We start from the raw sequence: 12,725 nt of genomic DNA on the forward strand, positions 1-12,725 counted from the left end.
ATTCGTCCTTTACAAACTCAGTTTGTAAAGATCCTGTTCCATTTGAGGGGGAGTTGCTCCCACTCACATAAAGTTCCGTTTACTTGAATACATGACTTATGCGACTAAAAAGCCTTCTGAGCGGCATAAGTTTTGCTGGTTACACAATAATAATTATGTCCGTCATTCTGTTAACGAATAATGGCAAAATCATAAATGTCTAATTATTTCAGTAGGTTATGGTTTAAAAGAGCGATTTTGGCAATATAAATAACCATGCTACAGGAAGAGTATATGCTGTTTGAATCCACTTTTGCACCGAATAAGGGCGTTCCGCTTCATGTATCCGACGCATATGATGCCGACCTGCATGCCAGCAACCTCACCAATTGGCAACAAGAATACGATCAAATTAGTCGAGGACGCTTTTATGGGCGCATTATTGAGCTGCCATTAAGCGGTCTACAAGTTTTTCGCGAACATACTAGTCAGGCACTGCAGCAGAAATGTGTGGTCTGGCCGGATTCCATTTGGTTAGGAATTCCTTTAGTGGGTCAAGAGGAAAGCCGCATTAACGGTTTGACGATTCGGCCGGACACCATTATGTGTCGGCCCGGTGATTGTGAATTTCAGCTAACGACGCCTGAGAATTACGACCTCTATGGGTTAGTAGTGGATCGTGAGTCTTTGGTAAACATGGCAAATATTCATGGAGTTGATCTGAATTGGCGAGAACTGACCGCCTACGGACGCCTTGGCGTCCCCAATAAAACCTTGGCCGATGTGCGTTTTTTGCTGGCTCGCTTATTATCCACTCACAATACCGCGACCCCGCCGCGTTTGCAGCACGACATTATCATGATGGCCTTGCTGGAAGTGCTGAAAGTGGAAACGCCTAAGCCCGCGAAAACGCAAAGTTATTTCCATCGAAAACGAGTGGTTGATGTGGCGCGTCAATTTTTAGATAACCATTTGGACGAGCCCGTTACCATCACGCAACTGTGTGAAGTCTGCAGCGTGAGCCGCCGAACCTTGCAGTACAGTTTTGAAAGTATTCTAGGTGTGAGTCCAATTCAATATCTACGTGCTAGTCGGCTTAATGGTGTACGCCGTTCATTACTTCATGCAACAAGCGGACAAACCGTCAGTGATATTGCTGCTCAATGGGGCTTTTGGCATCTAAGTCAATTCGCCAAAGATTACAAACAATTGTTTGGCGAGCCGCCTTCTAAAACTCTCTCTTGCCATGTAGCTGGAGTCGTCGAGGTTTTCTAACCTTGATGTTGTTAGGTCACTTCCGTCGAACATGGGATTTGTCATAAGTATATTTGCTATGTTATAACATAATTATCTTGACGTATTGAATTCCATCAAATCGTTAATCTTAGACCTATCAATCACCTTTCTTCATGTAGGGCATTATATGAATGAACATCCAATGAGTCGCTTTACGAATAAAAAACTGCCAGTCACTGTGTTGTCTGGTTTTCTTGGAGCAGGTAAAACGACCTTACTCAACCACATTTTAACCAATCGCGAAGGTCGACGGGTTGCCGTGATTGTGAATGATATGAGTGAGATCAATATTGATGCTGCGTTGATTCGAGAAGGAGGAGCAGAGCTTTCTCGTACCGATGAAAAAATGGTTGAAATGAGCAATGGCTGCATCTGCTGTACGTTAAGGGAAGACTTGCTTATTGAGGTAGAGCGACTTGCCAAGGAAGGAAAATTTAATCAGCTGGTGATTGAATCAACCGGTATTTCAGAGCCGTTACCCGTTGCGGAAACCTTTACTTTTGAAGGGGAAGATGGCCGTTGTCTGAATGAGGTGGCACAACTGGATACCATGGTGACCGTGGTAGACGCGTTTAATTTTCTTCGTGATTATAGCTCACAAGATGATTTACAGACTCGTGGGGAATCGTTAGGGGAGGAAGACGACCGAACAGTCGTTGATCTACTCATTGAACAAATCGAGTTTTGCGATGTGATGGTCATTAATAAAGTGGATTTGGTGAGCGAAGAAGATCGAGACCGATTGATAGCGATTCTACGTAGCTTGAATCCAAGAGCGAAAATTGAAATAGCTCAGTTTGGTAAGGTGCCATTAGACCGTGTTTTAAATACAGGGCTGTTTGATTTTGAACAAGCCTCTTTAGCGCCCGCTTGGCTACAAGAAATTCGTGGTACCCATGTACCAGAAACGGAAGAATATGGCATTAGTAGCTTTGTTTACAGCGCACGTAGGCCATTCCATCCAAGCCGTTTTTATCAGCTTGTTAACCAAGAGTGGCCGGGAGTCGTGCGTTCAAAAGGGTATTTTTGGTTAGCGTCAGATCCAACCAAAGCGGGGTCTTGGTCGCAAGCGGGAGCCGCAGCACGACACGGCCCTGCGGGATATTGGTGGGTCTCTGTGCCAAAAGATCGCTGGCCACAGGATGAAGAGTCTGTTGCTTGGATCCATGAAAAATGGCATGACGAGGTGGGCGATGCTCGTCAGGAGTTGGTTTTAATCGGCATGGATATGGATGAAGATGCCTTGCGAGCCAACTTGGACGCTTGCTTGCTAACCGATGAAGAAATGGCACAAGGGCCAAAAGTATGGGTGGGTTGGGAAAACCCTTTTTCAGAATGGGATTAAGCCTGTGGAGCACCTTATTTTTATAAGGCGTTCTTTCTAAGACATTGAAAATACCAATGATACGCTTCCGATGTCACGGTTGGTGAACTTACAGCAGATCAAATTGTTTACTACAGCAATGTAAAGCGTGGTAAAACAGGAGAATCGCTTCAGCCTAAGAGTATTGTCATTGGAGAGCAAAATGAGTGTGCAAATTCGCCCCGCTGTTATTGAGGATTTAGCGGCCTTAACCGATCTTTATAATCACTACATTGTAAATACCCCCACTACCTTTGATATAGAGCCATACACATTGGAAAGCAGAGCCGTTTGGTTTTCTCAGTTTGACACAACGGGTCGATACCGATTACTGGTCGTGGAGCAGGACGATGAAGTAATTGGCTACGCTTGCAGTAGCCGATTCAAACCCAAACGCGCCTATGAAACGTCTGTGGAAGTGAGTATTTATCTTGATCCCAATACCAAAGGTCGAGGGTTGGGAACCGCGTTATACCTTGAATTATTTGAATTGTTGGAAGCAGAAGACGTGCATCGTGCGTACGCTGGCATCACCTTACCGAATGAAGCATCACAAATTATCCATGAAAAATTTGGTTTTGAATCCGTTGGCGTCTACCGGGAAGTAGGTCGAAAGTTTGGCCAATACTGGGATGTGGAGTGGTTTGAGAAAACGATAGGTTGAGCTGGTGTGGAAAGCCTAGCCTTTTCGTGTCAGTTAGGCAAAGGTCTCTATTTATTTGCTTGAATGGGGAGATGCAACATGTGTTGTTCTTTTTCGCAGTAAAAACTTGTCACCGGTTTCTGCCAAAATCACACCTGCTAGAATGCTGAGGGCACCGATAGCACCTGATAGACCAAGCTTTTCACCCAGAATCAGCCAAGCTGTTAGGTAAGCAAATATGGGCTCTAGAGTGAATACTAAAGCGACTTTATAATCAGGTAATAATTTCTGACAGGCTGATTGTGCCCAATAGGCGTAAGCGGTCCCAAGTAAGCTTGCTATCAAAATAGTGCCTAAAACGATGGGAGAAAAAATGCATTCTTGCCAACTAAGTGGTGGATTCCCAGCTAGGTAAAACGCAGGGTTGGGGGAAACAAACGCGCTAATGGTACTGTAAACCCCCACCGCGAACAATTGAATGATAGTAAGTGGGATGATCGGCAGAGAGACGACAAAGCGTCCCGTTAAAAGCATATGAACGGCAAACGCAAATGCACAAATAAGGACGATATAGTCCCCTTTATTAAACGCTAATTTGTCCCCGACTGTGAGTAAATAGAGACCTATCGTTGCCAGTACAATCCCTAACCAAACAAAGCGATTCGCGCGAGTTTTAAAGAGTAAAAAGCCTAATATAGGGACTAATGGTGTCGCTAGACTGGTGATAAAACCGGCATTCGATACGCTGGTGTATTTGAGCCCTTCTGTTTGTGTATAAAAGGCAATAAATAGCACAAAACCAAGCGTGGCTCCTTTGCCAAATAAAGGAAGTATTTGTGCTCTTAACACTTTCTCTTTTGAGAGTAAAAGCAAAGGGATAAGTGATAAGCCTGCTAATGTAAAACGTACTGCATTAAAGGTATTAACCGGAATAACCTTCATTGCCAAATCAATTAAAGTGAATTCAGACCCCCATACGAAGGTCACCAATATAAGTGTGATCAGCGCTGTTCGTGGGGTTTTGATGACCATAACTACCTCATTCTTCCTATCGGCTTATCAGCGTCTATGAGAATTTTCCCTAGTGAAAAACGAGGAATTATTTCAGGTGCACGCTTATCGTAGGGGGTAGCATACGATAGTTCCTTCTCGATCTATATACCTATTATTGGTAAGGCTTCTGTAGTACATAATTGTTGTGATGGTGAGAACGCAGCTTCCATCATTAGGGCCTCGAAACATAATGACAGTCAAGGTAGGGTTTTATCCTTTCAAAAAGGTGGAAGGTGGCGTCTAGATTATTCGTGCCTTTTTAGTATATGCTCAGGTCACATGCCATATTGAACGGAAGCGAATGACGATGTAGATCGATTCTTAAAATATTTTTAAGTGTTATGAAATTAAAAATTTTTTTAAGGGTTTACTATGTCTAAAATTTTTCACTTAAGGCGAGTGGCGTCGCCGTATTTTAATCAATTTTCTGTTTTTACCTTTCTTTCTATTCTAGTGCATCAATCATTCATTGCGCTATCCGTCTATGCGTCTATAAAATTAATCCGCTCTATTAATGGATTTAAGATAGATGAGAATAATTTCAATTTTTGGTTAGTGGTCTATGTGGTATCAATGGTTCTTCCTCATGTTGCCGCTAGTTTATCCGATGTCTTTAATCAAAAATGGATTTGTGGCGTATTCAAGGTGTTTTGGCTCTCTTCTGTTGATCGATACAAAGCATCCACATCGCCCTTTATAAAAGGTGAACCACTTGGAGTGTTAAGCTCTCAAGGAAAAGAAATTATTTCTGACTTTATAGGTTATATTTCTTTTGGAACATCTGCTTTTCTGAATTTCTTTCTGAGTCTGATCGTTATATCGGTCTTTATTGACGCTCGTTTTATAATCAGTATCGCGATCAGCGCGATGCTTGTTGTTTTGATCAAGTACCTTGTTTCAAGAAAGCTTGAAGCATTCGCTTTGAGGGTATCCGAGTCTGGTTCAGGGCTTGTGTCTTTACTGTCGTTGACTCATGACAACACACATCATGGATCGCGGGTGAGTTACGCCTATTTTATTAAAAAACTAAAGAATAAAATTGATGTTTATCTGGCGAGCAGAGTAAAAGAAGAAGTCTTTCAATCCTCTGTAATGCTCATTATTGCTTTTGCCTCATTGATGCCAACGACCTTATTGGTTTTGTATATTTTGCTGAAAACAGGGGTTGGTGTTGGTATAAAATTAGCGATTGTTATTAATCTGACAAGAATCTATCAACTGCTCAATTCTGCAACAGAGATCGTATCGATTGTTATTTCGTTTTCTTCTTTCAAAGGTCGATTAAAAATGCTCTCGTGCTTTGCTAAAGAGATTGAAAAGCCTGCTTTTAGCTTTAATGACAATGTGCGCCTATATAAAGGTGAGAAGCTTTTTGACCAAAATGAGCTTACCCCTAAAGGGTTGGGACGATTTTCTCTAAAAGGGAAAAACGGCTCGGGTAAATCCAATTTCTTGAAAGCGTTTCGCGATAAGTACGATGCTATTTATTTCAATCCTTCTTTTAAGGTCATGTACCCTTGGGAAGAGACATCGTCTTCAAGCTTGTCCGATGGACAATACTCTAAGAAATGCATCTTATGGTTGTTATCCCATACGAAGGGGCCATTACTGCTGGATGAATGGGATGCTTTCCTTGATCAGGAAAACACCAAAACGGTCAATGCAGAAATCGAGAAAGCTGCAAAATCGAGACTGATTATGGAAGTAAGACAGTAAAACTTTTTCGCTAGGAGAATTGATACCTTGAGGAGCAAGTATCAATTCTCGTTGCTTTTACTAAGCCTCAAACAAAAGCGGCACAATTGTCGCGATGGTAAGAAAGCTAAGTCCATAGTTAAACAGGCGAATTTTGCTGGGGGTATTGAATAAACGGTTAGCGGCTTTGCCCATGCCAACCCAGCAGAAATTGGCGATCAACCCACAGCCAGTAAAGGCCATGATGATCCATAACACCGATAGCCAATAGTCTGATACCAAAGAGTAGGTAGCGACTAAAGACAAGCTGGCTGCCCATGCTTTGACATTGACCATTTGAAAGAGCGCCGCTTGTCGCCAATGAATAGGTTGATGAGCGTTTCCTTGCTGTAACACACTGTTTTTAAAGACCAGTTTTAAGGCCAAATAGCTCATATAGACAATGCCAATATATTTCAGCACGTCATGGAGAATGGGGTAACGTTCAATTAATGCCCCAATGCCGATAGCGCTTAACAACAGCAGGCCAATAATCCCGAGACGAATACCCGCCACATGGCCAAGGGTTCGACGAAAGCCAAATTGGGAGCCAGAACTGGCAAGCAGAAAGTTATTGGGGCCTGGTGTGACGGCCGCAACGAAGCTGAAGAGACACAGCGAAGGCAACAAACTCCATAACATAATGAATCCTTATCGTTTAGTGGTTTTATAGATGAGCGCTCTTATGTGCGAGTCGTCATACAATAGCCATTCTAAACAGAGTCTTATTCCTTTTAGTAAGACTTAAGTGTCACCATGACATTTAAATGATTTACCTGTCTCCCATCCTTGAATATGCTGGTTATTTTAACAAAGTGTCTCTATGACAAAGGTGACAATGTTTGTTCCAGATATAGTCGGTCGAGTTGGGCCTAAGTACAAAGTGCTTGCTGATGTGTTTGAAGAAGCGGTGATTCGCGGGGAGCTCAAGCCAAATACCAAACTGCCATCGCAACGAATTTTGTCTTATCAGCTGGGTGTAACCGTAGGAACGATTACCCGAGCTTATCAAGAGTTAGAACGGCGCGGTGTAACGGTTCCTGTTGTTGGTAGTGGTACTTATGTCAAAGATAAGGTGAAGACTCAAGAGGAGTATTATCATCCCATCGCCAGCCGAGGGGGGATGGATTTGTGTTTGTGCCGACCTTTGATTTTGGGACAGCAAAAGCGCTTGAGCGAGTCGTTAGAAGCTTTAGTTAGTGAGCCTAACGCTCAACGGGCGGTGTTGGATTATTTTATCTCAGATGGTTTACAAGGTCATAGTACAACATTGCAAACCTGGTTGAACGAGCGCTGGCAATGGGATCTGGATGCGTCACGGTTGTTATGGACCTATGGTGGGCAACATGCCTTAAGTGTGGTGCTACAAGCCTTAACGCGAAGCGGTGACAGTATTTTATTGGAAGGTTTATGTTACGGTGAGTTAATTAACACCTGTGCCCAACAGGAGCGTAAAGCGGTCCCCGTTGCGATGGATGAAGAGGGCTTGATTCCCGATGATTTAGCTCTGCAGTGTCAACGGCACCGTCCTCGACTTTTGTACCTCACCCCTTCCATTCAAAACCCAACGGGTGTCAGGTTAAGTGATTCGAGGCGGTTAAAAATTATTGAAATTTGCCGTCGCTTTGATGTGTTGATTATCGAAGATGATGTGATGTACTGCCAGCCTGATGAACGCTGCTCTCCCTTGGTTAGCATCGCACCGGATATCACCTTGTATATTGGCAGTTTTTCTAAGTATTTTGCTGGCGGTGTTCGAGTGGGGTATATGGTGCTGCCGAGTACTTTGCAACCTGCGATGAAGCAGGCGCTGCGAACCTCTTGTATGCATGTCAGTCCACTCTTGTTGGATTTAGTTTGTCGTTGGTTGAGCAATGGGGCAATGGAACAAGTGGAAGAGGAGATCGCCCGTGAACTGAAGGCGCGTTATCGGATTTTTTATAAAATGTTTCCTACTCACAAAAGGTTGGCTGTCTCAGGGTTTAATGTTTGGCTCTATTTACCAGAAAACTGCGATAGTCGGACCTTCAAAAACGAGCTGGCTGAGACGGGCGTGTTTGTCCGAGATGCGTATTTTTTCCGAGTAGGCTCTTACCCAGTGCCGAATGCGATTCGACTGTCTTTAACCGGGCCTGTTTCTCGCGATGAATTGAAAACAGGCTTGCAGTTTATTAAAGATAAAATCGCGGCTTGGCGTCGCTTGTGACAGTGTGTAAAGGTCTCTGAGGATAAAAAAGTGGGATTTCTTAACCTAGGTTAATTTCTTGGCGGCGAGGGTTCGATAGTGTTAACACACTAACAATGAATGATCCTTAAGGGAAAAGACCATGCCAAGAAAATACACCTTTTTTGTTCATATGAATGCCACCGCTGCGTGGCTGTCTTTGAGCCGTGAAGAGCGGAACCGTTATTTTACCGAAACAATAGGGGATATTTTTGCCCGTTACCCAGATGTGTCTGTCCGCTTGTATGACTGCGAAGCCTTTACCACTCGATGCAGTGATATAGCAGTCTATGAAACCGAGAATTTACAACACTATTATTTCTTAATCGAAGCCCTAAGAGACAGTCAAGTTTTTACTGTGCCGTATTTTGAGGTGGTGGATATTTTTCCCGCTCTAGAAAATGGCTTTGAAGAATACGAAGCAAGCCAGTTATCAAGCATTAAATAGCGACCTTGGCACGATTAATAACAAGACGAATCATTAGGGAGAAAAGTCATGTCATTTCCTTTAGCGTTAAATCAATATCTAGTCCGTCTTGATCTGACGGTGCCCGATTCGCTCAGTCTGGATTTTGTTTGCGAGCTACAGCGTCGACATGTGGCGGAGTTTAGTTTTAATAATTTGGCGGTTGTATTAGGGGACGATATTTCTCTGGACTTGGAAGACGTCAGCGAAAAAATTGTCACTCGCGGTTTAGGCGCTTATTGCTTTGAGCATAACAAACTGACGTTTGAGCTATTAAAAGCGTTAGGTTATGACGTGCAACTGAAATTGGCCCGTGTCCTTAATAATAATCTAGAAAGGGCGGTGGGAAGGACTCATCGTGTCACCTTGTTAACGCTAAACAATGAGATGTATTTGATCGACACTGGTTTTGGTGGCAATGGTCCTCTGTCGCCACTAAGTTTAAGCACTCAACAAGAACAGCAGTCTGGCTTTGAGCATTACCGAATGCTTCCTCTTGAAGGGGGGGAATGGGATGTACAGATCGTCAAAGACGGTGACTATTTCACATTGTATCGTTTTGATTTTGCTCACTATTCTGAGGCGGATTGCTCGGTAGGGCATTTTTATTCCCATCGACACCCTAACGCGGTGTTTGTGAATAACTTAATGGTCACGAATAAAGAGTTGGATAAAACCCGTTCGCTACTCAACTCGACGTTCAACATTAAAACAGAATCTGGCGAACAGAATCGTAAGGTGGGTTCACCGCGTGTATTGCAAAGCATTTTAGCAGAACATTTTCAGATCAAACTGGAGCTGGTTGTCGCAGAACATCTGTTTGAGCGCTTTGTTCAGTCTGAGTTGGATGATAGCCAGACAAGGAGCTAAGGATGAATGCCTTGTTACTGCTTTTTCTGTGGGCATGGCTGATGGCATCGTCGTTTATTGTGTCTGGTCATATGGTGCAGTATGCCAGTCCGTTAGCGACCTCTGCTGTTCGCTTTCTCTTATCTTTACTGATGATGCTGCCAGCTTTGATGGTCAATTGGCATCGGTCAGGACTCAATATTCTTGATCAGTTCCGTGCTTTGTTTCAGTCAAAAAGACGTTTACTCCATTACCTGATGATCAGTGGTGCGCTGGTTGGCTTCTTTGTTGGGTTGTTTACCGCGTTGGAGTTGACCACGCCTTTGCATACCTCCGTGCTTTATACCCTGATTCCATTAATGGGCGTATTGATTGCTTTTGTCTGGTTAAGAGAGTTGCCCTCTTGGTGGCGAGTATTGGGCTTTGTCTTAGGGTCAATGGGGTCGATGATTGTGCTGCTTGCCACTCATTCATCGGGGACGTTTGGCTGGAACAAAGGTGACAGCCTTTTCCTTGGTGCGTGTTTTTTGTTGGCTTTTCATGTGGTTTCGGTACAAAAATGGGGACGCACCTTAGGAGCATTGCCTGGGGCCTTTATGATTATGTTATTTGGCAGTGTGTGGTTATTGCCCATTGCCTTGATATGGGGAAATATTGAGCAAGTGCAGTGGCTATCGTTTGGTTTTTGGTCCACTATTTTGTACCTTACTATTTTTACTACCTTACTGACCTTTGTGCTACAGCAGCGCTTGGTGACAACGGTTGGCGCAAGTCGATTGTTGGCGTTCTCTTATACGGTGCCGATTTGGGTGGCGGTTTATACCGCGTTTTCTCAAGCAAGATGGTCAGATTTATTCGATTTTGGCTTTGTAACGGGTGTATCCATTGTTTTGCTGGCCTTGATATTGATTCGTGATAACAGAGGCGTTATCGCAGCAAAACAGGTGTAAGCCGAGTCATCATGTTTGGAGAACAGTTATGGATCAAGCAGTACTAGAAGCAAGTTTTCGAGCTTACTTTCTTGGTTTGGGTCATGATATTGATTGGCAGTATTTGTCTCTATCCATGATGCTGCATCCGGTGCGAAAGGGGGACTATCTTTTTCATCAAGGTGAGCTAGCGAATCAGTTGTATTTTTTGCATTCTGGTTTGGTGCGTTATGTTGGGGTGTCTGACGCTGGCAAAGAGTTCACTCAAACCTTTGTAAAAGGCCCAAGGGTTATCGGTTCGACACGCGCTATGGTGACAGGTATGCCAGTGCTTTTTGGTATTCAAGCGCTCAGCGATGTCATGGTGATTTCTTATCCGTGGGCAGAGTTTTTCCAGCAAATGTCACAAGATAAAGGCTTTCTAGCGTCTTATATGGCGTTTTTAGAGCAGATTTTTATTGCCAAAGAAGAGCGCGAAAGTGCGTTTGTGAAGCACTCCGCTGAGCGTCGCTATATGGACTTTTGTGCCGACTACCCTGAGCTGAAAGAGCAAGTACCTTTGCAGTATATCGCCTCCTATATAGGCATTACGCCAATAGCGTTGAGCCGAATCAGACAAAAATTAAAACTGAGCAATGGGTGATGTTATCTATTTTGGCGGTTTACTAGGATCTGTTTTTAATAGAAAGAGAGGCTTTAAATAATAAAACAGGGTGTGGCTATTCTTGTAGAAGCCTTAGGCTATGTGAATAGCTAAGCATTGTGTTTTAGTTTGAGGCTTTTGCACGACTACTGTGCTTGCCAATACTTTGTTAAAAACAGACTCAAAATGCTCATTGATCGCTCTTTTTCTTGTGTTTTTGCCGCGTCTTGGCGTCGCTCGTGACATCGTGCAAAGGTCTCAGTTTATTTAGAATTGTTAATTTCAGCTCTTCAATAAAAGCTTTGATAATGTCGGATTGCCGTTCGCGGTGTAATGTTATGCCAATGGTGCACTCAGGTTTGGGGAGCGCTATGGCGAGTTGCTTGAGTCGGGGATTAAGCTGTTTTATGTTCCAATCGTCATAAAACAGTAGGGCAATGGCGTCACTGTGAATGACGAGTTCTTCTGAAGAGGCAAAGGTCAGCATCTCCAATGCCTGAATGGGGGGGATGTTATTGATATTGCGGAATAAACTGTCGAAATAGTCTCGAATAGGGGTGCCGTGGCGTGCCACAATCCAGCGTTCATTGGTCAGGTCATTGAGTGTTTTAGCCTCCTTGTGTATAGGGTGGTCGGAACGAGCGATTAAGGCGTATTGGGCGTTTAATAATGGCAGTTCAACGAGCTCTGGATGAATCGGACCTTTTCTCATGAGCCCTAGAAAGCAATCTATTTCGCCTTGTCGTAAAGCATTGGCCAACATGTGATAGGGGCCTTGCATGGCTTGTAGTCGGATACCTGCGTGTTGTTTCAAGATTGAGGCAAAGGCAATGGGCACAATGTCTTGGCAGGAAAAGGACAGCATGCCGACGGACAGTCTCCCCGTTAATGCATGGGGCAGCGATTGCAGTCGATGAAGAAGAGACTGAGCGACTGGTGATATTCTCAGATAGAGCGAAGCAAGTTGCTTGGCGGCGGGTTGTGTTATCAAACCACGGCGGGCTCTTGAGAAAACTGGCTGTTGTACCATGTTTTCGACTTCCTTTAGGGTCTTACTGACGGCGGGTTGTGTGATGCCAAGTGTTTGCGCCGCCACAGAAGCACTGCCTACTTTTACGACCGCTTCAATGATCATCAAATGCCGCCACTCCACATAGTGTGTTAACTTAAGCGGACTGCTTACATGGTTTTGTAGTTGGCGTTCTGTCTCTGCAATCGCTTGTAACATGTTATTACAGGTTGAGATCACGACTTCCCCTACGGACGTCGGTTCCACGCCACTCCAGCCTCGCGTAAAGACCGTTACCTGCAAGGCTTGTTCTGCCTGGGAGAGCGCACGAGACACACTGGGTTGGCTAAGATTTAACGCCACACTGGCGTCTTTTTCCGTGCCCTTTTTCATGATTTCTGAAATGACACGACACTGTTTGAGCGTCAGAGGAAAGTGTGTATGGTCAATGTCCATCTTATGGTCCTGTCAAAAAATACCTTGTCGAAAAGCGCTTTGCCATGTCCTGTGGTTACAACGGTATCATGATATAACCAA

The 12,725-nt window shown here is 44.0% G+C and carries 12 protein-coding genes; 9 read left to right on the plus strand and 3 right to left on the minus strand.

Features of this window, described 5'->3' with window-relative positions; all coding sequences use genetic code 11:
- The first annotated feature begins 273 nt into the window (after window positions 1–273).
- From MSP8886_RS02880 to MSP8886_RS02890, 3 genes are all read left to right on the plus strand, one after another.
- Window positions 274–1,254, plus strand: a complete 981-nt coding sequence (locus tag MSP8886_RS02880; RefSeq protein WP_067013010.1) for a helix-turn-helix domain-containing protein — start codon at window positions 274–276, stop codon at window positions 1,252–1,254.
- Window positions 1,255–1,402: 148 nt separating this feature from the next.
- Window positions 1,403–2,620, plus strand: a complete 1,218-nt coding sequence (gene zigA / locus MSP8886_RS02885) for a zinc metallochaperone GTPase ZigA (RefSeq protein ID WP_067012469.1) — start codon at window positions 1,403–1,405, stop codon at window positions 2,618–2,620.
- A 181-nt stretch (window positions 2,621–2,801) separates the two neighbouring features.
- Window positions 2,802–3,302 (plus strand): GNAT family N-acetyltransferase, encoded by a 501-nt coding sequence (locus MSP8886_RS02890; RefSeq protein WP_067012471.1) that lies wholly within the window; start codon window positions 2,802–2,804, stop codon window positions 3,300–3,302.
- 51 nt (window positions 3,303–3,353) lie between these two features.
- On the opposite strand, the gene MSP8886_RS02895 is transcribed toward MSP8886_RS02890, so the two are convergent.
- Window positions 3,354–4,313: a DMT family transporter gene (locus MSP8886_RS02895; protein ID WP_067012473.1), complete on the minus strand. Its 960-nt coding sequence runs from the start codon at window positions 4,311–4,313 to the stop codon at window positions 3,354–3,356.
- Window positions 4,314–4,706: 393 nt separating this feature from the next.
- Between MSP8886_RS02895 and MSP8886_RS02900 the strand changes: the two genes are divergently transcribed.
- Complete coding sequence (locus tag MSP8886_RS02900; RefSeq protein ID WP_067012475.1) at window positions 4,707–6,050, plus strand: ATP-binding cassette domain-containing protein; 1,344 nt, start codon at window positions 4,707–4,709, stop codon at window positions 6,048–6,050.
- A 60-nt stretch (window positions 6,051–6,110) separates the two neighbouring features.
- Here the strand turns inward: MSP8886_RS02900 and MSP8886_RS02905 are convergent, their stop codons facing one another.
- Complete coding sequence (locus MSP8886_RS02905; RefSeq protein ID WP_067012477.1) at window positions 6,111–6,710, minus strand: LysE family translocator; 600 nt, start codon at window positions 6,708–6,710, stop codon at window positions 6,111–6,113.
- A gap of 181 nt (window positions 6,711–6,891) precedes the next feature.
- Between MSP8886_RS02905 and MSP8886_RS02910 the strand changes: the two genes are divergently transcribed.
- From MSP8886_RS02910 to MSP8886_RS02930, 5 genes are all read left to right on the plus strand, one after another.
- Window positions 6,892–8,274, plus strand: a complete 1,383-nt coding sequence (locus tag MSP8886_RS02910) for an aminotransferase-like domain-containing protein (RefSeq protein ID WP_217491202.1) — start codon at window positions 6,892–6,894, stop codon at window positions 8,272–8,274.
- Window positions 8,275–8,395: 121 nt separating this feature from the next.
- Window positions 8,396–8,740: a darcynin family protein gene (locus MSP8886_RS02915; protein WP_067012479.1), complete on the plus strand. Its 345-nt coding sequence runs from the start codon at window positions 8,396–8,398 to the stop codon at window positions 8,738–8,740.
- A 48-nt stretch (window positions 8,741–8,788) separates the two neighbouring features.
- Complete coding sequence (locus MSP8886_RS02920; RefSeq protein WP_067012481.1) at window positions 8,789–9,628, plus strand: arylamine N-acetyltransferase family protein; 840 nt, start codon at window positions 8,789–8,791, stop codon at window positions 9,626–9,628.
- Between the two features lie 2 nt (window positions 9,629–9,630).
- On the plus strand, window positions 9,631–10,557 hold the full coding sequence (locus tag MSP8886_RS02925) for a DMT family transporter (protein ID WP_067012483.1): 927 nt from the start codon (window positions 9,631–9,633) through the stop codon (window positions 10,555–10,557).
- Window positions 10,558–10,585: 28 nt separating this feature from the next.
- A complete protein-coding gene (locus MSP8886_RS02930) occupies window positions 10,586–11,179 on the plus strand; it encodes a Crp/Fnr family transcriptional regulator (RefSeq protein WP_067012485.1) in 594 nt (197 codons plus the stop codon).
- A gap of 190 nt (window positions 11,180–11,369) precedes the next feature.
- On the opposite strand, the gene MSP8886_RS02935 is transcribed toward MSP8886_RS02930, so the two are convergent.
- Window positions 11,370–12,644, minus strand: a complete 1,275-nt coding sequence (locus MSP8886_RS02935) for a LysR family transcriptional regulator (RefSeq protein WP_067012487.1) — start codon at window positions 12,642–12,644, stop codon at window positions 11,370–11,372.
- Between the last annotated feature and the right edge of the window lie 81 nt (window positions 12,645–12,725).

This window comes from Marinomonas spartinae, assembly GCF_900089775.1.
In the GTDB taxonomy this organism is placed as follows: Bacteria; Pseudomonadota; Gammaproteobacteria; order Pseudomonadales; family Marinomonadaceae; genus Marinomonas; species Marinomonas spartinae.